Source organism: Alteriqipengyuania halimionae (assembly GCF_009827575.1).
Taxonomy (GTDB): Bacteria; Pseudomonadota; Alphaproteobacteria; order Sphingomonadales; family Sphingomonadaceae; genus Alteriqipengyuania_A; species Alteriqipengyuania_A halimionae.
In genome coordinates this window covers 835,860-861,337 of record NZ_WTYR01000001.1, presented here as the reverse complement: position 1 = coordinate 861,337, position 25,478 = coordinate 835,860, and the positions used below count along the sequence as shown (strand labels likewise).

Here is a 25,478-nt window from a genome sequence, read left to right as displayed (position 1 = left end):
ACCGATGACCACCGCCGCTGCTTCCATCCCGCCCGCCGAGCGAACGGCCCCGCGTTCCGGGGCGCAAATCGTGGTGGACACGCTGGAGAAACTCGGCGTGGAGACGCTGTACGGCTATCCCGGCGGGGCGATCATGCCGGTATACGACGCGCTGGCGCGCGGAAACTTGCGCCACATCCTCGTTCGCCATGAACAGGCCGCCGCCTTTGCCGCAGATGCGCATGGGCGGCGGACCGGGCGCGCGGGCGTGTGCCTCGCCACCAGCGGTCCGGGCGCGACCAACCTCATCACCGGCATCGCCAATGCGTTTCTCGATTCGGTGCCGATGGTCGCGATCACCGGCCAGGTCGGCCAGCCCTTGATGGGCACCGATGCGTTTCAGGAGACCGATATTTTCGGGATGACCCTGCCGATCGTGAAGCACTCGGTCATCATCCGCGATCCGAGCGAGATCCAGGCCGCGATGACCGAGGCCTTCATCATCGCCGAAAGCGGCCGCCCCGGCCCGGTGCTGATCGACCTGCCCAAGGATGTCCAGCAGGCGATCTACGACGGCGAGCAGGTCGGGACGCGCAGCCGGGCGAAGGGTTCGACCGTGTCGCGGGATGCCGCCGCCGCGGCCGAAGACCTGATCCGTGGCGCGAAACGGCCGCTCTTCTACCTCGGCGGCGGCATCGCCCGCAGCGGTGCGACGCGCGAAGCACGCAACGCGATCGAAGCGAGCGGAATTCCCTCGGTCGCGACCTTGCAGGGTCTCGGCGTGCTGCCGTCCGACCACGAGCAGATGCTCGGAATGCTCGGCATGCATGGCACCCGGGCGGCGAATATGGCCGTGCAGGAATGCGACCTGCTGATCGTGTTCGGCGCGCGGTTCGACGATCGCGCGACCGGTCGTCTCGACCAGTTCGCGCCCCACGCCAAGGTGCTGCATTTCGATACCGATGCCGCGGAAATGGGCAAGTTGCGCCATGCCGACGCGGCGATCGGCGGCAATCTGTCGACCGCGATCGAACATGTCGACTTCACTACCTCCGACATCGCCGACTGGCAGGACCATTGCACCCGCCTCGTGGCCGAAAACCCGACGCGCTACGATGCGCCGGGCAACGGAATCTACGCCCCCGCCATGCTCCACACCCTGGCCGAACAGGTCGGCGAAGATTTCGTCGCCGCTTGCGACGTGGGTCAGCACCAGATGTGGGTGGCGCAGCATTGCGGCTTTTCCGATCCGCGCCACCACCTCACCAGCGGCGGTCTGGGCGCGATGGGCTATGGCCTGCCCGCCGCGATCGGCGCCGCCCTCGCCGAGCCGAAAAGCGAGGTCTACTGCATCTGCGGCGACGGCGGCTTCCAGATGAACCTGCAGGAACTCGCCACGCTGCGCCGCTATCGCATCCCGGTGAAGATCGTGCTGCTCGACAACGCCATGCTCGGTCTCGTGCGCCAATGGCAGGAGCTGTTCTTCGGCGAGAATTATTCGGAAGTCGATCTCAGCGACAATCCAGACTTCGTCGAAGTCGCACATGCCTTCGGGATCGAAGCCTTCGGGATCGAGCGCCGCGAGGAAGTCGACGAGGCGATCGCGCGCCTGCGCGCCGCGAAGGGCCCGATCCTGTGTCACGTGAAAATCGATCCCGAAGAGAATGTCTGGCCGCTGGTGCCGCCGGGCAAATCGAATGCTGAAATGATGGAGACCAAAGATGGCAATTGAGCACATTCGCATCCGCTTCGAGACCCGCGAGGGCATGCTGCGTCGTGTGCTCGGCCTGATCGAGGCGCGCGGCTTCGCGATCCGCTCGATGCAGCTGACCAGCGACGAACGCCATTCGGTCGCCACGCTCGGCCTGCGCGCGATCGACGACAGCCGCCGGATCGAAAAGCTGCTCCGCCTCCTCAGCCGGTTCGACGGGGTCGAGCCCGAAGCCATCGCATCCCCCACTCCTGCCCCCACTCCAACCATGTCGGAGGTGCGCCATGTCGTCGCAAACTGAGACTGCGCCGCGTCGCATCCGTATCTTCGACACGACCTTGCGTGACGGGGAGCAAGCCCCGGGCTTTTCGATGACGCCAGAGCGCAAGCTGGACGTGGCACGCGCGATTGCGCGCCTGAATGTCGATGTGATGGAAGTCGGCTTCGCCGCCGCCAGCCCCGGAGATGCCGAAGCGATCGCCATCATCGCAGGCGAGATCGACGGCCCGGTTCTATGCTCGCTCGCGCGCACCGTGCCCGGCGATATCGAAGCGGCGGAAAAGGCATTGCAGGGCGCGAAGCGCAAGCGCTTGCACACCTTCATCGGAACCAGCCCTCTGCACCGCGAATTCAAGCTGAAACTGGGCACCGACGAAGTGCTGAAACGCATCGAGGACAGCGTGCGCGGCGCCGCCGGGCGCTTCGACGAGATCGAGTTCTCGGCCGAGGACGCGATCCGGACCGAACGATCGTTCCTGATCGAGGCGCTGCAATGCGCCGTCGATGCAGGTGCCAACGTGCTCAATATACCCGATACCGTCGGCTACACATCGCCCGAGGAAATCCACGAATTGTTCAGCGACCTGATCGCGCGAATTACCGCGCCGGAAGGCACGATCTTTTCCACCCACAACCACGACGATCTCGGCATGGCCGTCGCCAACAGCTTGGCAGCGGTCCGCGCCGGTGCCGGCCAGGTCGAATGCGCGCTCAACGGGATCGGCGAGCGGGCGGGAAATTGCGCGCTCGAGGAAGTGGTCATGGCGCTGAGCACGCGCGCGGATCATTATGGTGCCGACACCGGCATCGTGACGCAGGAACTTTACGCGGCGAGCGATTTGCTCGCCAAATCGACCGGCAATGCTCCTCCCCGAAACAAGGCGATCATCGGGCGCAATGCGTTCTCCCACGAAGCGGGAATCCACCAGCACGGTGTGCTCGCCAATCGCGAAACCTACGAAATCATGCGGGCCGAAGACATCGGTATGCCCGCCAACTCGCTCGTCCTCGGCAAGCATAGCGGCAAGCACGCCTTGCGCGCTCGCCTGGCCACGCTGGGATACGAGATCGGGGACAACCAACTCGCGGAGGTCTTCGAGACCTTCAAAACCATGGCAGATGAAAGGCGCGAAATGACCGATAACGATCTGATCGCATTGATGGCAGGCGGAGACACGATCTGGACCTGGCATCTGGTACGCGCCGAATTGCGAACCGGGACGAAGGCGATGAACCGCCCGACCGCCAAGCTGGTGCTCGACCACAAGACGCGCGGACGCCTGACGACGATCGGCCATGGCACCGGGCCGTTCGAGGCGTTGACCGATGCATTCTGCATTGCTGCAGAAGTCGAAGGCACGCTCGACGCAATCGACGCACACCAGTTGAATCGCGAGATGGATATCGAAGTCGGGCTGACGCTCGATGGCGATTACATCACCGGGCGCAGCTCGAACACCGATGTGATCGTGGCCGCTGCCGAAGCGCTCCTCGCCGCGTTCAACAATTACGATCGCCGCGCCCGGTCGCAGGCCGACGCCAGCGAAGCCGCCTGACATGGACCGCGTATCCGAACGCGCTTCGCCGCGCACGCTGTTCGATCGGTTGTGGGATCGTCACGTTGTCGTGTCCGAGACCGAGGATCATCCGGCGACGATCTATATCGACCTGCATCTGGTTCATGAAGTGACGAGCCCACAGGCCTTTTCCGTGCTTGCCGAGCGCGGGCTGAAGGTGCGGCGCCCCGACCTGACGATGGCGACCATCGACCATTCGGTGCCGACCCTGCCCGCGCGCCCCGATGGCACCCTGCCCTATGCCACCGAAGCGGCCGCGCGGCAGGTCGAGCAATTGCAGGCCAATTGCGCGCAGCATGGCATCCCGCTGCTCGACCTGGGCGATACGCGGCGCGGCATCGTCCATGTGATCGGACCCGAGCTCGGCCTGACCCTGCCGGGCAAGACGATCGTGTGCGGTGACAGCCACACCTCCACCCACGGAGCTTTCGGCGCGCTCGCCTTCGGCATCGGGACGACCGAGGTCGGCCATGTCCTTGCCACCCAATGCGTGCTGCAGCGCAAACCCAAGACCATGCGCGTGACCTTCGATGGCGCCCTGCAACCGGGCGTCGGGGCGAAGGATATGGCGCTGGCCATGCTTGCGACGATCGGCGCGAATGGCGGCCAGGGGCACGCAATCGAATTCGCCGGTGAAGCGGTGCGCACGCTGTCGATGGAAGGGCGCATGACGCTGTGCAACATGGCGATCGAGGCAGGGGCGCGGGTGGGCCTGATCGCGCCCGACGAAACCACCTTCGCATGGATCGAGGGCCGCGAATTCGCGCCCGCCGAAGCCGATTGGGACGCTGCCATAGCCGACTGGCGCACGCTGCGTTCCGACGAGGATGCGACTTTCGACAAGGAAGCACGGCTCGATGCCGCGGCGATCGAGCCCATGATCACCTACGGCGTCTCGCCCGATGCCGCCGCCGCCGTCGGCAAGGCTGCGCCGCCCTCCAACGATCAAGGCGCGCGCGACGCCGCCGACTATATGCAGATCGAGCCCGGGCAGGCGTTCGCCGAAACCGCCGTCGATCGCGTGTTCATCGGCAGCTGCACCAATTCGCGCCTGTCCGATTTGCGCGAAGCCGCCCGCGTCATGCGTGGCCGCAAGGTGGCGGACGGGGTCGTCGCACTGGTCGTCCCGGGCTCAGAACAGGTCCGACGCGATGCCGAGGCCGAGGGGCTCGACCGCATCTTCCTCGCCGCCGGAGCCGAATGGCGCGAACCGGGCTGTTCGATGTGCATCGCGATGAACGGCGATCAGGGCGCGCCGGGAGAACTCGTCGTTTCCACCTCGAACCGCAACTTCATCGGCCGTCAGGGCAAGGATGTCCGCACCGTGCTCGCGGGGCCCGCCACAGCCGCCGCCTGCGCGATCGCCGGACACCTCACCGATCCACGCCGATACATGGAGGAGATGCGCGATGTCGCGTGACCGTTTCGAACGGCTGACCGCCCGCACCCTTGTCGTGCCGCAGGCCAATATCGACACCGACCAGATCATCCCCGCGCGCTTCTTGACCACCACCGCGCGCGACGGTTTGGGCAAGGCGGCGTTTTACGACTGGCGCTACACCGCCGACGGGACGCCGAAGAACAGTTCTCCCTTCCCGCCCGACGGCCCCGGTGAGCGGCAGATCCTTGTCGCCGGCCCCAATTTCGGCTGCGGATCGAGCCGCGAACATGCGCCCTGGGCGCTGCTCGACTACGGTTTTCGTGTGGTGGTCAGCTCGGACATTGCCGATATCTTCAAAAGCAATGCGGTGAAGAACGGATTGCTGCCGGTGGAAGTGCCCGCCGACATCCACGCCCGGCTGCTCGCGTCACCGGGCGCGACGGTTTCGGTGGACCTGGAGAGCAATCAGCTGGTGATGGAGGACGAGACGACCGTCGCCTTCGAAGTCGAGCCCTTTGCGCGTCACTGCCTGCTCGAAGGGATCGATCCGCTCGGCCATCTCCTGTCGCAGGACGCGGCAATCGCAGCGTTCGAAAGTGAAGCGGCATGACGACGAAGATCGTGTTCCTGCCCGGCGACGGCGTCGGCCCCGAGGTGATCGGTGCGGCCGAAGCGGTGCTCGCCAAAGTCTCGGAGCAAGAAGGTTTCTCCTACGCTGCCGAGCATCATGCCTTTGGTGGCGCGGCGATCGATAGCCATGGCGACCCTTTCCCCACCGAAACCAGAGCCGCCTGCCTTGCCGCCGATGCGGTGATCCTTGGCGCGGTCGGCGGACCGAAATGGGCCGGCGGATCGGTGCGGCCCGAACAGGGGCTGCTGGCGATGCGCAGTGAACTCGGCACCTTTGCCAATCTGCGCCCGGCCACGATCATGCCAGGGCTCGAAGCCCTGTCACCGCTGCGCCCGGAACGCGTAACGGGTTGCGACCTGCTGATCGTGCGCGAGCTGACCGGCGGGCTCTATTTCGGCGACCGCGAGGAAGGCTCGGAGGCCGCGCTCGACACCTGCCGCTATTCGCGCGACGAAGTCGAACGGATCGCCCGCATCGCGTTCGACGCGGCGCGCGGGCGGCGCGGCAAGCTGACCTCGGTCGACAAGGCCAACGTCCTTGCCACCAGTCGCCTGTGGCGCTCGGTCGTCGATGACATGGCCACCGATTACCCCGACGTCACGCTCGACCACATGCTGGTCGATGCGGCGGCGATGCGGCTGGTCAGCGCGCCGACCGATTTCGACGTGATCCTGACCGAGAACCTGTTCGGCGATATCCTGTCCGACCAGGCATCGGCGGTGGCCGGATCGATCGGGCTGGCTCCCTCGGCATCGCTTGGAAGCGGCAAAGGCGGCATTTTCGAACCGATCCATGGCTCCGCGCCGGACATTGCCGGTCAGGGCAAGGCCAATCCGGTCGGCACAATCCTGTCGCTGGCGATGGCGCTGCGTCATTCGCTCGACCAGGAAGCCGCGGCCGTCCGGATTGAAACCGCCGTCTCGAAAGCCCTCGCCGATGGCCACGGAACCTTCGATCTGGGGTGCAGCGATTCGACCAAAGAGATGACCGCTGCGATCTGCGAACGGCTTTAGGCCGACCGGCCTTCCTCGGCGATGATCCGGGCGACTTCTCCATAAAGCTCCGCATAGGCGGCCTTGGAACGCCAGGCGGCGGCGATGCTGCGATGGCGCTTCCAGCCTTCGGGTTCGGCGATCTGCACCACCTTGAAACCGCCGGCTTCGGACAGGAGGTAGAATTGCGGCAGGACCGCGAGCCCCACGCCCGAGCCGACCATCTGTTGCAGCGCGTCGAGGCTGGTGCCCTGGTAATCGCCGAGGATCGTCGCCCCGAGCTCTTCGCAGATTTCTTCGAGTTGGCGGTGGTAATGGTGGCGATGGTCGAGCGTCAGGAAGGTCCGCCCCGCGAGATCGCTCGCCGAGATATCGCCTTTGACGACCAGCGGGTCGTCCGGTGGCGCGACGATGCGAAGCGGCTCGCGAAACAGCGGTTCGATGTGCAGCCCTTTCCCGCGCACGGGAATAGGGGAGAGGATCATGTCGAGTTCGCCTGCCACCAGCTCCGCCTGCTGGCGATCGGGAATGCCCTCGCGAATAAACAGGCGCAGCTCGGGATAGCGTTCATGCAGGACGCGGATCACCCGCGGCATCAGATAGGGCCCGAGGGTCGGGCTGACGCCGAACCGGATTGAACCGGCGTGCCGTTTCAGCACGTGATCCGCCGCGTCGCGGAAATCGCGCGAGGCCGAAACGACGGCTCTTGCATCGTCGACCAATTGCCGACCTGCGGGGGTCAGCTCCAGCCCCTTGGGAACGCGATCGAACAGTTTGAGGTCGAGCCGGGTCTCGAGCGCGCGCAACTGCTGGCTCAATGCCGGTTGGGTCAGGCCGAGTGCGACTGCCGCCTCTCCCATATTGCCGGTGTCGGCCAGCTTCACGAAGATCGCCATCTGCCTGAGCGTCGTCATGGCATCGCTATTAGGTTATCTTATGGGATATAGGCAAGTATTCGAATTGGATTATCAAGTGCCTGAGTGCCATCTCTCTCATCACACACGATGGAGAGAATGATGAGCAAGCGATCCCCCGAACAGACGATCATGATCCCCTATCTGCGCCGTCTCATACGCGAGCACCGCGCAATCAATCGCCTGATCGACTCGACCAAATCGGTCGCCGCGAGCGAGAACCTCAAGACGCTGAAGCGCGCCCGTCTCCGCCTCAAGGACAAGATCGCCGCGCTGCAGCGCCATTATTACGGCCGCAGCCTCGCCCGCTGACGGCTCGGGCGAAGGTCCGGTAATTCCCTCTTCCCCCCAACCGGATCTTCGCCCACACCCTGTTGTCATGACCCGTTTTTCCGCCACACAGCGCCTGCGCGCCTTCATCGCCAGCGAAAGCGCTGGCGGAATCGTGCTGATCATTGCCGCCGCGATCGCGCTCGTGATCGCCAACTCCGCCTTCCTCGGCGGCTATCAGAGCCTGCTCGATACGCCCGTCGTCTTCTCGGCGGGCGATCTCGTGTCGATCGACAAGCCGCTGTTGCTGTGGATCAACGACGGGTTGATGGCGCTGTTCTTCTTCCTGATCGGACTGGAAGTGAAGCGCGAGATTGTCACCGGCCAGTTGCGCTCGTGGAAGCAGGCATCCTTGCCAGTGTATGCCGCGCTGGGCGGCATGATCGTGCCCGCTCTGGTGTTCGTGGCGATCAATTCCGGTTCGCCCGAGAATGTCCGCGGCTGGGCGATCCCCGCCGCAACAGACATCGCCTTTGCGCTCGGACTGTTGGCCCTGCTCGGCAAGCGCGTGCCGGTGGCGCTCAAGGCGCTGCTGCTGGCGATCGCGATCATCGACGACATCGGTGCGATCGCGATCATCGCCCTGTTCTATACCGAAAACATGAACCTCGCCGCGCTCGCCCTCGCCCTGGTCCCTGCGGCAGGCATGTTGTTGCTCAACCGCGCGGGCGTCGCGCGCACCATTCCCTATTTCCTGCTTGGCGCCTTCCTCTGGGTATGCGTGCTGAAGTCGGGCGTCCATGCGACGCTGGCGGGTGTGATCACGGCGATGTTCGTGCCGATCGAAACCGGCAAGGAGCGTCCGCTCGAACGGCTGGAGCATGCGCTCCATCCGTGGGTGGCGTTCCTGATCCTGCCGATCTTCGCCTTCGCCAATGCCGGCGTGTCGTTTGCCGGCGCGGGCCTCGACGCCCTGCTCGCCCCGCTCTCGCTCGGTATCGCTGCGGGTCTTGTCGTGGGTAAGCAAATCGGCGTCTTCGGTGCCTGCTGGCTCGCGGCAAAGACCGGCCTCGCCACGATACCGCGCGAGGTCAGCTGGCGGCACATTTACGGCCTCGCATGCCTTGCCGGGATCGGCTTTACGATGAGCCTGTTCATCGGCGGCCTCGCTTTCATCGATCCGGCACAGATCGATGCGGTGAAGATGGGCGTGCTGAGCGGCTCGCTGATCTCGGCGATAATCGGGATGGTCGTGCTGGCCACCGCTCCGCGTGGAGCGATCACCGCCAAGCGGATCGCGGCCTAGAGTCGCGCGGTTCCCCGAGGGGGAGCCATCAGTACGCCTTGCGGCTGACCACCTCGCCATCGATCACCACGGCGGTCGCATGGGTGGTGTATTCGAAGGGATCGCCGTCGAACAAGGCGACGTCGCCATCCTTGCCCGGCTCGAGACTGCCCACCCGATCGTCCATGCCGATGATCCGCGCTGCGTCGATCGTGATCGTGCGCAGCGCATCCTCGGCAGCGAGGCCGTTGGCGACCGCAAAGCCCGCTTCCCACAGAACCAGGCGGGTCTTGGGCACATAGGCCTCGTACCCCGATTGCAGCGCGAACGGGATGCCCGCCTCGCGCAACGTCCTGGCGGTGGTGAAGCTGGCATTGGCATAATCGCCATATTGCCGCGTCATCGTGGGGTGGAGGATCACGGAGACGCCCGCCTCACGCAACTCGTCGAGCAGGAGATAGGCTTCGGCAGCGCCGTCGATCACGAGATCGAGGCCGAATTCTTCCTTCAGCCGCAGCGCGCCCATTATGTCCTGCGCGCGATTGGCGGTGATCATCAGCGGAAGCTGGCCCGCTACGACATCGCGCAGCACCTCATTCGTTAGATCACGCTTGGCCTTGCCTTCCTTGTCGGCGGGCGCTTGCGCCTTGATCAACGCTTCGCGCAGCATCGCGATCTGTTTCGATCGGGTGCCGGGAGACTTGCCGCCACTGCCGAGCGCGCCGGGGCCGATATTGCCCGCCACCATCGCGCGCGGTTTCACCATCGCATCGTCGACCGTGAGGCCGGTGGTCTTCACCACCATCGTCTGGCCCGAAACCAGCGCGCCGGTGCCATGCCCGGTGTGGAGCGTGGTAACGCCGAAACCGCGGACCCATTCGACGAGCCGCTCGCCCGGATTGTACGCGTCGATGGCGCGCAATTCGGGCTGGATCGGAGTCGATTCCTCGAGGAAATCCTGCTCGTCGGGCTGGTTCGAATAACCGGTGAGGCCGACGACCGTATGCGCGTCGACCAGGCCCGGCGTGACGACCCGCGCACTGAGCTGTTCGTATCCCTCAGGCACCTCGGTGGAAGCCTCGGGCCCGACCGCGACGATCTTGCCATCCTCGATCACGACCACGCCATTGGCGATCGGCGCACCGGCCATGGTGTAGACCGTCTCGCCTTTCACCACGACGTCCTGCGCGAAGGCGGGTGCGGTGAGCGCGCTCGCGCAAAGCGTTGCGGCGACAATCGATTTCAGCGCGTTCATTGGCTGGCTCCTCCGCCGTGATCATAGACTTCGTCGGGCAGCGTATCCTCACCCGCGCCATAGCCGCCGGTGGCATAGATCGCCTGTTCCGAATCGGTCAGGTCGAACAGTTTTTCGCCTTCCACCCAGGTCTCGCGGACATCGGTATAGACCGACAGCGGATCGCCGGTGAGGACGAGGAAATCGGCGTCCTTGCCCGGCTCGAGACTGCCCACGCGATTTTCCAGTCCCAGCATCCGCGCGCCGTTGATGGTTAGCGCGCGCAGCGCACCGTCGGGGCTCATGCCGCCGCGCACAGCCAGTCCGGCCTCGCGGAACAGCAGGCGGGAATCGATGATGCCGTCGTCCGAATGAAGGGCCGTCAGCACGCCCGCCCGTTCGAGCATCCCGCCGGCCTCGAGGGTGGCGTCCATCGCTTCGAGCTTGCCGCCCGGGGAGTCGATCAGAATTGCAGAAACCGGCGTATCGGCCGCTGCGATCCGGTCGGCGACCTTCCACGCTTCGATCCCGTGCTGGAGCACCAGGCGGAAACCGAACTCGTCGCGCAGCCGCATCGCAGTCATCACGTCGTCGGCGCGGTGGGTGTGGAAATGGACGATGCGCTTGCCGTCGAGCACTTCGCACAGCGCCTCATTGGCAAGGTCGCGTTTCTCGCGCTTGCCCTCGCAATATTCCTGCGCCGCTACGAAGCGCGTGCGCACGATCGCGGCAGACTTGGCGCGGGTGCCGGGAAAGCCGGCGGTCGAGCGAATGGGATTGGTCCCGTTCGCCATCTTCATGCCGCCCATCACGCTGCCATCGTCCCAGAAATAGGCGATGTCCTCGATCGTGTCGCCGTCGCGCAGCTTCATGTAGAAGGTCTGCCCGCTCATCAGATGGCCGGAGCCCGGCATGACATTGGCGGTGGTGACGCCCCCTGCCCGCGCCTTTGCCAGGCGCGAATCGCGCGGATTGATCGAATCCATCGCGCGGGTTTCGGGCTGCATGGGAGAGGAACTGTCGGCACCGGCCACGCCGCCGATATGCGAATGCGTGTCGACGATGCCGGGCATGATCACCATCCCGCTCATGTCGCGGCGCTCGGCCCCGGCGGGAATGTCGACGGTCGCGCCGACGCTCACGATCTTGCCGTCCTCGATGACGAGCGCGCCGTTCTCGATCGGGTCGCCGGACATGGTCAGGATGGTCGCGCCCTCGAGCACGATCGGGCGTTCCTGCGCCGCCAGCGGTGTCGTGAAAGCGGCCAGTGCGCAAGCGCTCGCCAGCGCGGTTCGGATCGATGTCATGCAGTGATTCCCCTCGTCTTCGAAAGGACGATGCGCGAATGTCAGCCGCCACGCAAGAGTTGCACGCCCCAGTCCCGCTCGAACAGATAGAGCAGCGTTCGCGCCGCCTCGCCGCGCGTGCCGGTGAGCCCCCCATCGCGCTCCATCAACAGCCGCGCGTCATCGTGTGCGGCGGGCAGCAGCCGCGCGATCTGTTCGAGATCGGCGATCCGGAACGCCTCTTCGCCCGATTGCCGCGTGCCCAGCAATTCGCCCCCGCCGCGCAGGCGCAGATCCTCTTCCGCGAGCCGAAACCCGTCCTGCGTCTCGCGCATCAGGGCGAGCCGTTCGCGCCCCGTTTCGGACAGCGCATCTCCGCGCAACAGCAGGCAGACCGACTTTTCCGATCCGCGCCCCACGCGCCCGCGCAACTGGTGCAATTGCGCCAGTCCGAAACGCTCGGCCTGTTCGATCACCATCAGCGTCGCATTGGGCACGTCGACCCCGACTTCGATCACGGTGGTCGCAACCAGCAGTTTCGCCTCGCCCGACGCGAAGCGCTCCATCGCCGCGTCTTTCTCTTCGGGCCGCAGCTGACCGTGGACGAGCACGACATCGTCCCCGAACCGCGCCTTGAGGCTGGCGAAGCGCTGTTCGGCAGCGGCGATATCGTCGGTCTCGCTTTCCCGAACGATCGGGCAGACCCAATAGGCTTGCTGCCCGCCCTCGATATGGCGCGAAACGCCGTCGGCGACTTCGGAGAGCCGCCCGGTCGAGACGACACGCGTATCGATCGCCTGTCGGCCCGGCGGCAATTCGTCGATCTGCGAGACTTCCATCTCGCCATATTGCGCCAGCGTGAGCGTGCGCGGGATCGGCGTCGCAGTCATCGCCAGCGTGTGCGGCGTCGTCTTGCCCTTGCGCGCCAGCATCAGCCGTTGCCCGACGCCGAAGCGATGCTGCTCGTCGATCACCACCAGCGCGAGGTTCCGGTACGCCACGCTGTCCTGGAAGATCGCATGCGTGCCGACCACGATGTCGATGCTCCCGTCGAGCAGCCCCATAAGGATCGATTCGCGCGCCTTGCCCTTGTCGCGGCCGGTCAGCAGCGCGATCTCGATCCCGACCGGGCGAGCCATGTCGCGCAGGGTCTCGTAATGCTGGCGGGCGAGGATCTCGGTCGGCGCTAGCAGCGCCGCCTGCGTCCCCGCCTCGATTGCGATCAGCATCGCTTCCAATGCGACCACCGTCTTGCCCGATCCGACATCGCCTTGCAGCAGACGGAGCATCGGCGCTTCCTGGGCAAGGTCGCCTTCGATCTCGGTAATGCAACGCGTCTGCGCGCCGGTCAGCGGGAACGGCAGGTTCAGCCTGTCGCGCAGCGCGCGGTCGCCGCGCAGGGGCGTACCGCGTCGCTTGCGGTTGTCGGCGCGCACCAGCATCAGCGCCAGCGCATTGGCGAACAATTCGTCATAGGCGAGCCGGTCGCGCGCCTTTTCATGCGGACCGCGATGGGCGAGATGGAGCGCATCGCGCCATGCCGGCCAGCCCCCGCGATCGGCCTGGCCCGGCTCGATCCATTCGGACAGTTCGGGGGCCAGATCGAGCGCTTGATCGACAAGTGACGCAACCCGCGGCTGCGTCAGCCCCTCAGCCAGGCGGTAGATTGGCTCGACCTGCTTGTCCGACAGCGTATCGGCTTTCTCGGCCACGTGATCGGGATGGACGATCTGCAACATGTCGCCATAGCGATCGAGCCGACCGGCGATCCAGCGCAGCTCGCCCGGCGGCAGCAGCTTTTTCGCGGTGTAGGAGGCGCGCCCGAAATAGGTCAGCGCGCAGATATTGCCGATCGCGTCCTGCGCCAGCACGCGATACGGCCCGCGCCCACCCCGCGAGGCGCGATGTTCGGTCGGCGTCAGTGCGATGACGATCTGCTCGCCCTCGCTCGCCTCGTCGAGATTGGCGACCGCGCGCCGCTCCACGAAGCGATCGGGCAGGTGGTAGGCGACATCCTTGATCTTGCTCAGCCCAAGCCGTTCGAGCGGCTTGGCGAGCTTGGGTCCCACGCCGTCGAGCGTGTTCACCTCGGCAAAGATCGGATTGAGGATATCGGGGCGCATCGTTTCGCTTCGCTACCAACTAAAATTCCTCATTGCGAGCAGAGCGAAGCAATCCCTAGTGGCAAAGCGCCAGCGCAGGATTGCCGCGTCGCCTGCGGCGCCTCGCAATGACGAGTTGAAAGGCAAGGTAGCCTGGCCTAACCGCTCCGCATGGCAGACAATCCCGACCTCACCCAACGTTTCGCCAAGGCCAAGTTCCGCGCCTGGCATCGCGGCACGCGCGAGGCGGATTACACCTTCGGCGGGTTCTTCGATCGCTATTCGGGCGAATGGGGCGAGGCCGAACTGGTGTGGTTCGAAGCCCTGCTCGAGGAAGACGATGTCGACGTGATGGCATGGATGCTCAAGACGGCTGCAGTGCCCGAGCAATTCGCCGGCCCGCAAATGGACGCGATGCAACGGCTCGACTTCGTCGATATCCCGCGTTGATTTTCGCCTTCCTACTCGCCAGATGAGGACATGCGCGAGCTTCTGCGCGCAAAGAAATTCAATTCGTAGCGAGGCCATGCGCGAGACGCGCGCTTCGCTCGCCTCAACATTCGCTCCCCTCCTCTGAAAAAGAGGGGGTTTTTCGTGCGTGACGGAACGGTTTCGCTCGCGCTTGCTTGGATAGACCGCATGCCCGATTTCTCCCGTATCCTGACGGCGAAAGAGCCGCTGACGCTTTCCGGCATCGCGCGCGGGGCCCAACCGCTGGTGCTGGCCGATCTCGCCCGCGCGGCATCGCGCCGGGCGGTCTTCATCGCGCCCGATGCCGCCGCGATGCGCGCGATTGCCGAAGCCGCAAGTTTCTTCGCGCCCGAGCTCGAAGTGCTGCAATTCCCGGGCTGGGATTGCCTGCCTTACGACCGCGCGAGCCCGGCGCTCTCGGTCAGCGCGCAGCGGCTCTCGACGCTCCATCGTTTGCAGGCGAAGGGCGCCAACCAGCTGCTGGTCACCACCGCCAACGCGGTCACCCAGCGCGTGCTCTCGTCCTTCCGGATTCGCGAGTCGGTGCGCGAACTCAAGCCCGGCGTCGAGATCGGGCATGACAGCCTCACCGCGCTGCTTTCGCGCCAGGGGTACAATCGCACCGATACGGTCGTCGATGCCGGCGAATTCGCAGTTCGCGGCTCGATCTTCGACGTTTACCCCAGCGGGCTCGAAGGCGGGCTGCGGCTCGATTTCTTCGGCGACGAGCTGGAGTCCCTTCGAGTCTTCGACACCGATACCCAGCGCACGGTCCGCACCGTCGACCAGCACCTGCTGCTCCCGGCCAGCGAAGCGCTGCTCGACGAAGACAGCATCAAGCGTTTCCGTACGCGCTATCGCGAGATGTTCGGGGCCAATGCGACACAGGACCCGCTCTACCAGGCGGTCAGCGAAGGCCGTCGGCTGGCGGGGATGGAACACTGGCTTCCGCTGTTCGAAGACAAGCTCGTCACCCTGTTCGATCATCTCGGCGACGATGTCAGCCTGATCGATGCCGCCGCTATCGGCTCGGCTGACGAACGCCTATCCGACGTCGCGGACTATCACAAGCAGCGCAGCGAAACCTCGGGCCAGGCCTCGGGCAGCTATCGCCCGCTCGACACCAATGCGCTCTACCTCACCGAGCACGAACTCGGCGCCATCCTCGCCGAACGGCCGGTGCATCGTGCGAGCCATTTCGCCGAGCCTGAAAGCCCCACCACGGTCGAGTTCGGCTTCAAGGCTGCCCGCGATTTTGCGCCGGAGCGTGCGCGCGGCGAAAACGCCTACGATGCTGCGGCCAAATATCTCGGCAAGCGCGCAAAGGATGCCAAGGCGATCTTCGCCGCCTATTCCAAGGGCAGCCGCTCGCGCATCGCTTCCATCCTCGAAGAAGCCGGCGCCAAGACGGTATTGGCGAACAGCTGGCAGGAAGCCTTGGGCATTGCGGCCAAGAAGCAGCCGGTCGCGCTGGTGCTTCCGCTCGAAACCGGCTTCGCCAATGACGAAATCGAACTCGTCACCGAACAGGACCTGCTGGGCGACCGGCTCGTTCGCAGGAAGAAGAAACGCAAGAGCGCGGACGCCTTCCTCGCCGAGATATCCGCCCTCACGCCGGGCGATCTCATCGTCCACATGGATCACGGCATCGGGCGCTACGAAGGGCTGCAATCGATCCCCGTGGGCAAGAGCCCGCACGATTGCGTCCAGCTCTCCTATGCCGGCGGCGACAAGCTCTACATCCCGGTCGAGAACCTCGACGTCCTCTCGCGCTATGGCAGCGAAAGCGACAGCGTACCGCTCGACAAGCTGGGCGGCGAAGCGTGGCAGCGCCGCAAGTCGGGCCTCAAGGAACGCATCCGCGAGATCGCGCACGAATTGCTCAAGACCGCCGCCGCCCGAAGCCTGCGCAAGGCGCCGGTGCTCGAACCCGAGAAATCTTCCTACGACCAGTTCGTCGAGAAATTCCCGTGGGAGGAAACCGACGACCAGGACGCGGCGATCGACGATGTCATTCGCGATCTGGGCACCGGACGGCCGATGGACCGGCTGGTGTGCGGCGATGTCGGCTTCGGCAAGACCGAGGTCGCCCTGCGCGCCGCCTTCATCGCCGCGATGGAAGGACGACAGGTCGCCGTGGTCGCGCCCACCACCCTGCTCGCGCGCCAGCACTTCACCAATTTCAGGGAGCGTTTTTCGGGCTTTCCGCTGGAGATCGGTCGCCTTTCGCGCCTCGTACCTCCCAAGGAAGCCAAGCAGACCCGCGAAGGCCTAGAAAAGGGCGATGTCGATATCGTGATCGGCACCCATGCGATCCTGTCGAAGAACGTGAATTTCAAGGACCTCGGCCTCGTGATCGTCGACGAGGAACAGCGCTTCGGGGTGACCCACAAGGAGAAGCTCAAGCAGCTGCGCGCCGACGTTCACGTTCTCACGCTCACCGCGACGCCGATCCCGCGCACCTTGCAGATGGCCATGTCGGGCCTGCGCGAATTGTCGACGATCCAGACACCGCCGGTCGATCGCCTCGCCACGCGCACCTATGTCACCGAATGGGACGACATGATCATGCGCGAGGCCCTGCTGCGCGAACACCATCGCGGCGGGCAGAGCTTCATCGTCGTGCCGCGTATTGCCGACATGGCCGATGTCGAGGACTGGCTCAAAGAGAACGTGCCCGAAATCAAGGCGATCACCGCGCATGGGCAGATGACGCCGAGCGAGGTCGAGGACCGGATGGGCGCGTTCTACGAAGGAAAGTACGAAGTGCTGCTCTCGACCACGATCGTCGAAAGCGGGATCGACATCCCGAGCGCCAACACGATCATCATCCACCGCGCCGACCGCTTCGGCCTCGCCCAGCTTTACCAGCTGCGCGGTCGCGTCGGCCGGGCCAAATTGCGCGCCTATGCCTACCTCACCTACCCCGCCGACACGCAATTGTCCGAAGTCGCCGAGAAGCGCCTCAAGGTGCTGGGCGATCTCGACAGCCTGGGTGCGGGTTTCCAGCTCGCCAGCCACGATCTCGACCTGCGCGGCGCCGGCAACCTGCTCGGCGACGAGCAATCGGGTCATATTCGCGAAGTCGGGTTCGAACTTTACCAGTCGATGCTCGAGGACGCGATCGTCATGGCCAAGGCCGGCGATGCGGGGCTGGAGAAGGACACCACCGGCCTGTCGCCGCAGATCACCGTCGATGCACCGATCATGATTCCCGAAGACTATGTGCCGGATCTTGCGGTGCGGATGGCGCTCTATCGCCGCCTCAACCAGGTCGAAGGCAAGGCCGAGCTCGAATCGCTCGCCGCCGAGATGATCGACCGCTTTGGACCGCTGCCGGATTCCACCGCCAATCTGGTCAAGCTCATAGAAATCAAGCAGCAGGCGATCGAGGCGCATATCGCCAAGATCGACCTTGGCCCGAAGGGGGCGCTGGTCACCTTCCACAACGACAATTTCCCCGACGGTCCGGGCCTCGTCGCCTATGTCGACCGATTGAAAGGCGCTGCCAAGCTGCGGCCCGACATGAAATTGGTCGTAACCCGCAGCTGGGGCGATCCGCAATCGCGGCTGAACGGGCTTTTCCAGCTCACCAAGGGTTTGTCGGGCGTGGTGCGCCGTTCGACGAAAGGCAGACCTGCTCCGGCATAGCGCATTGATCGTGCCCCCGTGCGGCGGTTAGCGTGGCCGCGAGGGAGAATCACATCATGCGTTTGCCATCCATCGCCGCCAGTTCCTTTGCACTGGCCATCGGTCTTGTCGCCGCCACCCCCGCCGCCGCGCAGGAAGGCTATCGCCTTCCGCCGCCCGACGTGGTCGATATCGTCACCCGCGCGCCCAGTCCGCGCGTTTCGGTTTCGCCCGACAACGATCAGCTCTTGCTGCTAGAGCGTGAAGCGCTGCCGCCGGTGGCGGAGCTTGCCAAGCCGATGGAAAAGCTCGCCGGGATGCGGCTCGATGCGGCGATCAACGATCGCTACGGCACCCGCGCCACGATCGGCCTGTCTCTGCAGGACATCGCCTCCGGTGACCTACGCCCCGTCGCCATGCCCGCCGACGCGGATATTTCCGACGTTTCCTGGGCACCAGACGGATCGAGCGTGGTGTTCACCAACACCCGCAGCGATGCGATGGATCTCTACGTCCTCGACACGCAGACCGCGGCGGCGCGCAAGGTCATGACCGGCGGGGTCAATCCGATCTTCCAGACGCCGCGCTTTCTGCCCGACGGATCGCTGCTGGTGCTGACCATTCCCGAGGCGCGCGGCCCGCGCCCGGTCGCTTCGCTCACTCCGGTCGGCCCTGCGATCCAGGATGCATCGGGCGGGCAGGAAGCGCAGACGCGCACCTATCAGGACCTGCTCGAAAATCCGCACGACGAGGCAATGTTCGAATGGCTCACCACGAGCCAGCCCGTGGTGATGGATGCCGATGGCAGCAACAAGCGCAAGCTGGGCGAACCGCGCATCTATACCAGCGTCGCATTCTCGCCCGATGGCAAGTACATGCTGATGGAATGGATCGAAAAGCCGTTCTCCTATCAGGTCCCGTATTACCGTTTCCCGACCACCACGGCGGTCTACACGCGCGACGGAAAGCTGGTGAAGACGATCGTCCGCCAACCGCTCGCCGATGCCCTTCCGGTGCAGGGCGTCGTCAAAGGTCCGCGCAACGTCCAGTGGCATCCGACCGAGGATGCGCTGCTGGTGTGGGCCGAAGCGCAGGACGGGGGCGATCCGCGCGTCGAAACCGACAATCGCGACAATCTCATGGCTCTGGCCGCTCCCTTCGACAGTGAAGCCCGGGTTCTCGTCCGGCTCGAAGATCGTGCATCGGGCGCGTTCGGGATCGAGAAATCGGATGATCTGGTCGCTTACGAGTACGATCGCGACACCCGCGAACTCCGTCAGACCCTGGTCGATGTGACCGGCAACAACGCGCCGCGGCAGATCAATATCCGCAACATCCAGGATGCCTATGCCGACCCGGGCGAACCGGTGACGACCTATACCGATCGGGGCTTTTCGGTCGCGCGATCGGATGACGGCGCGCTGCTGCTGACCGGCGCAGGCGCGTCGCCCGAAGGTTTGCGGCCGTTCCTGCGGCGCTTCGATCTCGACACTCTCGAAACCACCGAATTGTGGCGTTCTTCCGGCGAACAGCTCGAATCGGTGATCGACGTTCTCGACGACGATGGCGACAGCTTCATCACCTATTTCGAGAACCCGATCGATCCGGGCAATGTCCGCCTGCACCGGAAAGGCGAAGTGCGGGCCCTGACCGACTTCCGCGATCCGCATCCCGAACTGACCGGGATCAAGCGCGAACTCGTGACCTACAAGCGCGCCGACGGGGTCGATCTCACGGCCACGCTCTATCTCCCGCCCGAATACAAGGAAGGCGACAAGCTGCCGGTGGTCGTGTGGGCCTATCCGCGGGAATACAACGATGCGGCAACGGCAGGGCAGAACCGCGACTCGCCGTATCGCTTCACGCAAATCGGCGGCTACTCGCAACTATTCTTCCTGACCCAGGGCTATGCCGTGCTCGATCGCGCGGCGATGCCAGTGATCGGTGACGACCCCGAAACGGTCAACGACACCTTCATCGAACAGATCGTTGCTTCGGCGCAGGCAGCTGTGGACTTCACCGTCGAACGCGGCTTCGGCGACGGAGTGCGCGTCGGCGTGGGAGGGCACAGCTACGGTGCCTTCATGACGGCGCACCTGCTGGCGCAGAGCGATATCTTCAGGGCCGGCATCGCGCGTTCGGGTGCGTACAATCGCACGCTGACCCCGTTCGGCTTCCAGTCGGAACGGCGGATTTTCTGGGATACGCCAGCAACCTATTACGAGCTCAGCCCGTTCATGGCGGCGGACAAGATCAACGAACCGATCCTGTTCACCCACGGAATGAACGATAGCAACTCGGGCACTTTCCCGCAGCAGTCCGAACGCATGTTCGCCGCGGTCAAAGGCACCGGGGGCACCGCGCGCCTCGTCATGCTGCCGCACGAAGACCACGGCTATCGCGGTCGCGAATCGGTGCTCCACGTGCTGGCGGAAATGTTCGACTGGTTCGATACGCATGTGAAGAACGCACCGGTCGAACGGGACACGGACGACGCCAGCGCAGAGTGATCGCTCAGCCTTTGGCGAGCGTCAGGAATTCGGCGGCCGACATCGGTTGGTCGCCGAAATAGCCCTGGTAGACATCGCAGCCTTCGGCGGCGAGGAGATCGCGCAATTCTTCGGTCTCGACGCCTTCGGCGATCAGTTTCATGCTCAGCGCCTTGCCCAGCGCGATGATCGCCCGCATCACTTCGAGGTCGCGGGTGTCGGTGGTGACGCCTTCGACCATCGAGCGATCGAGCTTGATCGCACCGATCGGAAGGACCTTGAGGTAGCGGAAATTGCAGAAGCCCGCGCCGAAATCGTCGCACGCGATCTCGATCTTGGCTTCGGCGAGTTGTTCGAGGCTTTCCTGCGCCGTGCTGAGATCGCCGAGCAGCGCATGTTCGGTTACTTCGATCGTCAGCTTCTGCGGCAGGAAGGCGGTCTGTCGCACGATCGACAGCATTTGCGTGGCAAACCGGCTGTCGGCAAGGTCGGATGGCGTCACATTGAGCGATAGCCGCAAATGGCTCGGCCATTGGCTCGCCAGTTCGAGCGCGCGCATGGCGATATGACGCGATAGCGGCGTCACATGATCGGCGCGCTCGGCAATCGTGAACAGCGCAGAGGCACCGACCTGGCCTAGATCGCGGTGCTGCCAGCGCGCCAGCGCTTCCGCCCCCACCAGGATCCCGCCGTTCAGTGAATATTGGGGCTGGAACCAGATCTCGATCTCGTCGCGATCGATCGCGCGCAGCAGGTCCGCCTCGAGCTCTGCTCCACTCCGGCCCAATAACGCGCGTTCTCCGTCGGCCCATTGGACCCGCCGGTTCTGTTCGCGCTGGAGCTCGGCAAGCGTGATCGACAGGCGATCGAGCATGGTATCGACCCGCTCGCTCGACAAGGCACGCAGCAGAGCCACGCGGGGAGACAGGCGCAACACGCCTTCGCTGGCATTGATCGGGTGCGCGATCGCATCGGCCAGTTCCTCGGCCAGCCACTGCCATCGTTCTCGACTGCAGTTCCCACGCAAGATGACGAGGAAATGGCCCCCACCGCCGCGTGCGAGCTTCCATTCGCCGTCGATCTCGTCTTCGCAAAAGCGGTTGAGACGGCGCGCGACTTCGACCAGCGCGCCGTCGCCAGTGCTCTCTCCGTAAGCCAGATTGACCGTATCGAACCGCCGCAAGCCGATCAAAGCGGCGTGAACCTGGGGAGCGGACTGGCTGGAGGCTGCGTCTTTCAGCCAGGTGCGCAACGAAGAGCGCACCTCCTCCATCACAGGCAGACCTGTCAGCGGATCGCGTGAAATATCGTCAGCTGAATCGTGGCCGCCCATCTGGCCGTCCATGCGCTCCCGCGCTCGCGCTGGCAATAATCCGGATGCGACATGCCATTGCCAATCGTGCCCCTGCCCCATAACGAGGCACCATGTTTGCGCGAGAACAGTGGACGCCCACGGCGAAATGACCATCGAGACCGGCAAGCTCGCCCTGCTGGCGGCTGATAGCGAGCGCGCGCAGGAGGCCGCTGCAGAGATTCGCGAACAGGGCGATTTCGTTCCGCTCGCCGAAGCCGATGTCGCCGTCGTGCTGGGCGGGGACGGTTTCATGCTCCAGACGCTGCATTCCATGCTCGACCAAGGGCGGGTGATTCCGGCTTTCGGCCTGAATCTCGGCACGGTCGGCTTTCTGATGAACCGGCTCACCCGCTCGCGCTCGCTGGCCGAACGCGTATCGCGCGCGCAGCCCGTGGCCGTGAAACCTCTGTGCATGAAGGCGCATACCCATGGCGGGGAAGTGCGCGAGTACCACGCCATCAACGAGGTCTCTCTTCTGCGTGAAACCCGCCAGACGGCGAAGCTCGAAGTGTCGGTCAACGGCAAGCGCCGGATCGCCGAGCTGTCCGCCGATGGCGTGCTGGTGGCGACACCCGCGGGATCGACCGCCTACAATTTTTCCGCCAACGGCCCGATTCTGCCGCTGACATCGAACATGCTCGCGCTCACCCCGATCAGCGCGTTTCGCCCACGCCGCTGGCGCGGGGCAATCCTGCCTGATCACTACGAGATCGGTTTCCGCGTGATCGAGCCCGACAAACGGCCGGTTTCCGCCGTGGCAGACCAGAAAGAACTGCGCGATATCGACGAGGTTACCGTCTCGATCGACACCTCGCGGACGCTCACCCTGCTGTTCGACAAGGGAAAGACACTCGAAGAACGGATCGTTGCCGAACAATTCGTCACTTGAATGGTGAAGCGGTCTTGCAATCGGTGAATCGCCCGCATATAGGCGCGCTTCCGCGAGAGATGGGTATTCCCCGATAGCTCAGCGGTAGAGTAGGTGACTGTTAATCACTTGGTCGTTGGTTCGAATCCAACTCGGGGAGCCACCCACCTCTCGCGGACATGAAAAAGGCGCCGGAAGCTCGATTGCTTCCGGCGCCTTTTTCGTTGCCCTCCGGCTTAACCCGCCCTGCCGTGGCAGTGCTTGTACTTTGCACCCGAACCGCAGGGGCACGGGGCGTTGCGGTTGAGGTTCATGCCGGCATAGGGATTGTCGCCCTCACCTTCGGCACCCTGCGGCATCGCGCCCAGTCCGGCCATCTGTCCGGTTGCGCCCGCGCTCATGCCTTCGGCGTCATTCCGTCCGGTCAGCGGATCGATATGGCCGGTCAGGAAATCGGGCAGGTCGGGCAGCTCGTCGACCGTGGGGGCCGGGACCTGGATGTCGCTGGTGGCGAGAATCCGGGTCACGTCCTCACGCAGCTGGTCGAGCATGTTCTCGAACAGGCCGAACGCCTCGCGCTTGTATTCGTTGATCGGCTGCTTCTGTGCATGGGCGCGCAGGAACACGACGGTGCGCAGCGCATCGAGAGTGGCAAGGTGCTCCTTCCAGTGGTGGTCGAGCCGCTGGAGCAGCACGCTCTTTTCGACCGTGCGCCAGATCGAAGCGTCGGTGCGCTCGATCTTGGCCTGCATCTTTTCTTCGGTCGCCTTGCCCAGGCGTTCCTCGATTTCGGACTGGTCGATCCCGTCTTCCTCGATCCAGGATTCGATCGGCGCGGGCACGGCGAGGACTTCCTCGACCTTTTCCTTGAGCCCGGCGACATCCCACTGCTCGGGATAGGATCCGGGCGGGCAATGCTCGGTCACCATCGCGTTGATCGTGTCTTCGCGCATGTCGAGCATCACGTCGTCGACCGTTTCGCTGTCCATGATCTCGGCACGCTGGTCGTAGATCACCTTGCGCTGGTCGTTCATCACGTCGTCGAATTCGACGACCTGCTTGCGAGCCTCGTAATTGCGCGCCTCGACCTTCTTCTGCGCGGTCTCGATCGCCTTGGAAAGCCATTTGGAACCGATCGCCTCGCCATCTTCGAGGTTCGAATTCATCATCTTGGCGAACAGCGTGTCCGGGCCGAAGATGCGCAGGAGATCGTCCTCGAGGCAGAGGTAGAAGCGCGACAGGCCGGGGTCGCCCTGACGGCCCGAACGGCCGCGCAACTGGTTGTCGATGCGACGCGATTCATGCCGCTCGGTGCCGAGCACGAACAGGCCGCCGGCGTCCTTCACCCGCTGCTTTTCTTCCTCGATTTCGGCTTTCAGGCGCTCGATCGCGGCATCGCGTTCGGGGCCCTCTTCCATGTCGGAAAGCTCGTCGTTCATCCGGAATTCGAGGTTGCCGCCGAGCTGGATGTCGGTCCCGCGACCGGCCATGTTGGTGGCGATGGTCACCGCGCCGATCCGGCCCGCCTGGGCGACGATATGCGCCTCGCTTTCGTGGAAGCGCGCATTGAGCACCGCGTGCTTGACGCCTTCCTCGTCGAGGAATTTCGACAGCAGTTCCGATTTCTCGATCGAGACCGTGCCAACCAGCACCGGCTGGCCGATCTCGTTCTTCTCGCGGATCGCGCCGGCGATCGCTTTGAACTTGTCGAGCGTGTTCTTGTAGAATTCGTCATCCTCGTCGATCCGCTGGACCGGGAGGTTGGTCGGGATTTCGACCACGTTGAGCTTGTAGATGTCCCAGAACTCGGCCGCTTCGGTGGCCGCGGTGCCGGTCATGCCGGCGAGCTTGGGATACATGCGGAAATAGTTCTGGAAGGTGATCGAGGCGAGCGTCTGGTTCTCCGGCTCGATCTTGACGCCTTCCTTCGCCTCGACCGCCTGGTGCAGGCCGTTCGACCAGCGGCGTCCGTCCATCATGCGGCCGGTAAATTCATCGATGATGACGACTTTCTCGTCCTTTACGATGTAGTCGGTGTCGCGCTTGAACATGACGTTGGCCTTGAGCGCCTGGTCGAGGTGGTGGACCACCTGCGTGTTCTCGATGTCGTAGAGGTTGTCGCCTTCGAGCAGGCCTTCCTTCTCGAGCTCGCGCTCGGCCCATTCGATGCCGTCTTCGGTCAGCTGGACGTTCTTGGTCTTCTCGTCGGCTTCGTAAAGATCGTCGGTGATCCGCTTCACCACCGCATCGACCGCGATGTACAGATCGGACTTGTCCTCGGTCGGGCCGGAGATGATCAGCGGGGTGCGCGCTTCGTCGATCAGGATCGAATCGACTTCGTCGACGATCGCGAAATTGAACGGGCGCTGCACCATCTGGCTGCGCTCGTGCTTCATGTTGTCGCGCAGGTAGTCGAAGCCGAGCTCGTTATTGGTCGCGTAGGTGATGTCGGCCGCATAGGCTTCGCGCCGACCGGGTTCGGACATGTTCGGCACGATCACGCCGACGGTCAGGCCCATCCAGCCATAGAGCTGGCCCATCCATTCGGCGTCGCGGCGGGCGAGGTAGTCGTTGACCGTGACGACGTGGACGCCCTTGCCTTCGAGCGCGTTAAGGTAACAGGCCAGGGTCGCGACCAGGGTCTTGCCCTCACCGGTGCGCATTTCGGCGATCTCGCCGCGATGGAGCACCACGCCGCCGACCATTTGCACGTCGAAATGCCGCATGCCGAGCACGCGGAACGAGGCTTCGCGCACGGTAGCGAAGGCTTCCGGCATAATATCGTCGAGCGTCTTGCCCTCTTCGAGCTGGCGGCGGAACTTGGCCGTCTGGCCCTGCAGTTCCTCGTCGCTCAACGCCTTGATCTGGTCTTCATAGGCGGCGATCTGCGCGACGATCTTGTTGATCGAGGCGACGTAGCGATCGTTGGACGAGCCGAAGAGGCCCTTGAAAAGGTTGCCGAGCATGGTGGCCGAGACTTTCGTGATGTGATGTAGGGAAATGCGCTCACGGCGTCAGTGGCCGG

At 64.5% G+C, this 25,478-nt stretch carries 18 protein-coding genes, 1 tRNA gene and 1 pseudogene; 13 read left to right on the top strand and 7 right to left on the bottom strand.

The genetic code is table 11. The features are described 5' to 3' along the window. Positions 1-4: 4 nt before the first annotated feature. Genes ilvG through leuB form a run of 6 tightly spaced genes read left to right on the top strand, consistent with a single transcriptional unit; the run spans position 5 to position 6,571 of the window. The gene (gene ilvG, locus GRI68_RS04160) at positions 5-1,711 is read left to right on the top strand and encodes an acetolactate synthase 2 catalytic subunit (RefSeq protein WP_160616071.1); all 1,707 of its coding nucleotides are present in this window, start codon (positions 5-7) and stop codon (positions 1,709-1,711) included. Then, positions 1,701-1,991: an ACT domain-containing protein gene (locus tag GRI68_RS04155; protein ID WP_160616070.1), complete on the top strand. Its 291-nt coding sequence runs from the start codon at positions 1,701-1,703 to the stop codon at positions 1,989-1,991. The genes ilvG and GRI68_RS04155 overlap by 11 nt, the downstream gene beginning before the upstream one ends. Further along, complete coding sequence (locus GRI68_RS04150) at positions 1,975-3,525, top strand: 2-isopropylmalate synthase (protein ID WP_160616069.1); 1,551 nt, start codon at positions 1,975-1,977, stop codon at positions 3,523-3,525. Before GRI68_RS04155 ends, GRI68_RS04150 begins: the two co-directional genes overlap by 17 nt. Before the next feature lies 1 nt (position 3,526). Then, positions 3,527-4,966, top strand: a complete 1,440-nt coding sequence (gene leuC, locus GRI68_RS04145; RefSeq protein WP_160616068.1) for a 3-isopropylmalate dehydratase large subunit — start codon at positions 3,527-3,529, stop codon at positions 4,964-4,966. Continuing rightward, a complete protein-coding gene (gene leuD / locus GRI68_RS04140) occupies positions 4,956-5,537 on the top strand; it encodes a 3-isopropylmalate dehydratase small subunit (protein WP_160616067.1) in 582 nt (193 codons plus the stop codon). Before leuC ends, leuD begins: the two co-directional genes overlap by 11 nt. Then, complete coding sequence (gene leuB, locus GRI68_RS04135) at positions 5,534-6,571, top strand: 3-isopropylmalate dehydrogenase (RefSeq protein WP_160616066.1); 1,038 nt, start codon at positions 5,534-5,536, stop codon at positions 6,569-6,571. Before leuD ends, leuB begins: the two co-directional genes overlap by 4 nt. On the opposite strand, the gene GRI68_RS04130 is transcribed toward leuB, so the two are convergent. Then, a complete protein-coding gene (locus GRI68_RS04130) occupies positions 6,568-7,464 on the bottom strand; it encodes a hydrogen peroxide-inducible genes activator (RefSeq protein WP_160616065.1) in 897 nt (298 codons plus the stop codon). The genes leuB and GRI68_RS04130 overlap by 4 nt on opposite strands. 102 nt (positions 7,465-7,566) lie before the next feature. On the opposite strand from GRI68_RS04130, the gene GRI68_RS04125 reads away from it, so the two are divergent. Continuing rightward, a complete protein-coding gene (locus tag GRI68_RS04125) occupies positions 7,567-7,776 on the top strand; it encodes a YdcH family protein (protein ID WP_160616064.1) in 210 nt (69 codons plus the stop codon). A 67-nt stretch (positions 7,777-7,843) separates the two neighbouring features. After that, positions 7,844-9,040 (top strand): Na+/H+ antiporter NhaA, encoded by a 1,197-nt coding sequence (gene nhaA / locus GRI68_RS04120; protein ID WP_160616063.1) that lies wholly within the window; start codon positions 7,844-7,846, stop codon positions 9,038-9,040. Between the two features lie 28 nt (positions 9,041-9,068). On the opposite strand, the gene GRI68_RS04115 is transcribed toward nhaA, so the two are convergent. The 3 genes from GRI68_RS04115 to recG are packed head-to-tail and all read right to left on the bottom strand — an operon-like array spanning position 9,069 to position 13,662. Then, positions 9,069-10,274 (bottom strand): amidohydrolase family protein, encoded by a 1,206-nt coding sequence (locus GRI68_RS04115; RefSeq protein ID WP_160616062.1) that lies wholly within the window; start codon positions 10,272-10,274, stop codon positions 9,069-9,071. After that, the gene (locus GRI68_RS04110) at positions 10,271-11,560 is read right to left on the bottom strand and encodes an amidohydrolase family protein (RefSeq protein ID WP_160616061.1); all 1,290 of its coding nucleotides are present in this window, start codon (positions 11,558-11,560) and stop codon (positions 10,271-10,273) included. The genes GRI68_RS04115 and GRI68_RS04110 overlap by 4 nt, the downstream gene beginning before the upstream one ends. 41 nt (positions 11,561-11,601) lie before the next feature. Next, entirely contained in the window at positions 11,602-13,662 is a 2,061-nt protein-coding gene (recG, locus tag GRI68_RS04105) for an ATP-dependent DNA helicase RecG (RefSeq protein WP_160616060.1), read from the bottom strand. A 150-nt stretch (positions 13,663-13,812) separates the two neighbouring features. Between recG and GRI68_RS04100 the strand changes: the two genes are divergently transcribed. From GRI68_RS04100 to GRI68_RS04090, 3 genes are all read left to right on the top strand, one after another. Then, positions 13,813-14,091, top strand: coding sequence for an FAD assembly factor SdhE (locus GRI68_RS04100; protein WP_160616059.1), 279 nt, complete (start codon positions 13,813-13,815; stop codon positions 14,089-14,091). Positions 14,092-14,280: 189 nt separating this feature from the next. After that, a complete protein-coding gene (mfd, locus tag GRI68_RS04095; RefSeq protein ID WP_160616058.1) occupies positions 14,281-17,763 on the top strand; it encodes a transcription-repair coupling factor in 3,483 nt (1,160 codons plus the stop codon). Positions 17,764-17,819: 56 nt separating this feature from the next. After that, the gene (locus GRI68_RS04090; RefSeq protein ID WP_160616057.1) at positions 17,820-20,252 is read left to right on the top strand and encodes a S9 family peptidase; all 2,433 of its coding nucleotides are present in this window, start codon (positions 17,820-17,822) and stop codon (positions 20,250-20,252) included. Between the two features lie 4 nt (positions 20,253-20,256). Here GRI68_RS04090 and GRI68_RS04085 read toward each other — a convergent pair whose 3' ends face one another. Continuing rightward, positions 20,257-21,576 (bottom strand): bifunctional diguanylate cyclase/phosphodiesterase, encoded by a 1,320-nt coding sequence (locus tag GRI68_RS04085; protein ID WP_160616056.1) that lies wholly within the window; start codon positions 21,574-21,576, stop codon positions 20,257-20,259. A 115-nt stretch (positions 21,577-21,691) separates the two neighbouring features. On the opposite strand from GRI68_RS04085, the gene GRI68_RS04080 reads away from it, so the two are divergent. Together GRI68_RS04080 and GRI68_RS04075 are read left to right on the top strand one after the other, a co-directional pair. Next, positions 21,692-22,474, top strand: coding sequence for an NAD kinase (locus GRI68_RS04080; RefSeq protein ID WP_160616055.1), 783 nt, complete (start codon positions 21,692-21,694; stop codon positions 22,472-22,474). 67 nt (positions 22,475-22,541) lie between these two features. Then, a tRNA-Asn gene (locus GRI68_RS04075) sits at positions 22,542-22,616 on the top strand. A 73-nt stretch (positions 22,617-22,689) separates the two neighbouring features. On the opposite strand, the gene GRI68_RS13995 is transcribed toward GRI68_RS04075, so the two are convergent. Together GRI68_RS13995 and secA are read right to left on the bottom strand one after the other, a co-directional pair. After that, complete coding sequence (locus tag GRI68_RS13995) at positions 22,690-22,767, bottom strand: SEC-C metal-binding domain-containing protein (protein WP_407643362.1); 78 nt, start codon at positions 22,765-22,767, stop codon at positions 22,690-22,692. A gap of 105 nt (positions 22,768-22,872) precedes the next feature. After that, positions 22,873-25,419: pseudogene (secA, locus tag GRI68_RS04070) on the bottom strand (preprotein translocase subunit SecA); the annotation flags it as partial. Positions 25,420-25,478 lie beyond the last annotated feature (59 nt).

Excerpts from the sequence above, each read along its gene's own strand:
- ilvG (WP_160616071.1), top strand. The coding sequence starts at position 5 with ATGACCACCGCCGCTGCTTCCATCCCGCCCGCCGAGCGAACGGCCCCG.
- GRI68_RS04155 (WP_160616070.1), top strand. The coding sequence starts at position 1,701 with ATGGCAATTGAGCACATTCGCATCCGCTTCGAGACCCGCGAGGGCATG.
- GRI68_RS04150 (WP_160616069.1), top strand. The coding sequence starts at position 1,975 with ATGTCGTCGCAAACTGAGACTGCGCCGCGTCGCATCCGTATCTTCGAC.
- leuC (WP_160616068.1), top strand. The coding sequence starts at position 3,527 with ATGGACCGCGTATCCGAACGCGCTTCGCCGCGCACGCTGTTCGATCGG.
- leuD (WP_160616067.1), top strand. The coding sequence starts at position 4,956 with ATGTCGCGTGACCGTTTCGAACGGCTGACCGCCCGCACCCTTGTCGTG.
- leuB (WP_160616066.1), top strand. The coding sequence starts at position 5,534 with ATGACGACGAAGATCGTGTTCCTGCCCGGCGACGGCGTCGGCCCCGAG.
- GRI68_RS04130 (WP_160616065.1), bottom strand. The coding sequence starts at position 7,464 with ATGACGACGCTCAGGCAGATGGCGATCTTCGTGAAGCTGGCCGACACC.
- GRI68_RS04125 (WP_160616064.1), top strand. The coding sequence starts at position 7,567 with ATGAGCAAGCGATCCCCCGAACAGACGATCATGATCCCCTATCTGCGC.
- nhaA (WP_160616063.1), top strand. The coding sequence starts at position 7,844 with ATGACCCGTTTTTCCGCCACACAGCGCCTGCGCGCCTTCATCGCCAGC.
- GRI68_RS04115 (WP_160616062.1), bottom strand. The coding sequence starts at position 10,274 with ATGAACGCGCTGAAATCGATTGTCGCCGCAACGCTTTGCGCGAGCGCG.
- GRI68_RS04110 (WP_160616061.1), bottom strand. The coding sequence starts at position 11,560 with ATGACATCGATCCGAACCGCGCTGGCGAGCGCTTGCGCACTGGCCGCT.
- recG (WP_160616060.1), bottom strand. The coding sequence starts at position 13,662 with ATGCGCCCCGATATCCTCAATCCGATCTTTGCCGAGGTGAACACGCTC.
- GRI68_RS04100 (WP_160616059.1), top strand. The coding sequence starts at position 13,813 with ATGGCAGACAATCCCGACCTCACCCAACGTTTCGCCAAGGCCAAGTTC.
- mfd (WP_160616058.1), top strand. The coding sequence starts at position 14,281 with ATGCCCGATTTCTCCCGTATCCTGACGGCGAAAGAGCCGCTGACGCTT.
- GRI68_RS04090 (WP_160616057.1), top strand. The coding sequence starts at position 17,820 with ATGCGTTTGCCATCCATCGCCGCCAGTTCCTTTGCACTGGCCATCGGT.
- GRI68_RS04085 (WP_160616056.1), bottom strand. The coding sequence starts at position 21,576 with ATGGACGGCCAGATGGGCGGCCACGATTCAGCTGACGATATTTCACGC.
- GRI68_RS04080 (WP_160616055.1), top strand. The coding sequence starts at position 21,692 with ATGACCATCGAGACCGGCAAGCTCGCCCTGCTGGCGGCTGATAGCGAG.
- GRI68_RS13995 (WP_407643362.1), bottom strand. The coding sequence starts at position 22,767 with ATGAACCTCAACCGCAACGCCCCGTGCCCCTGCGGTTCGGGTGCAAAG.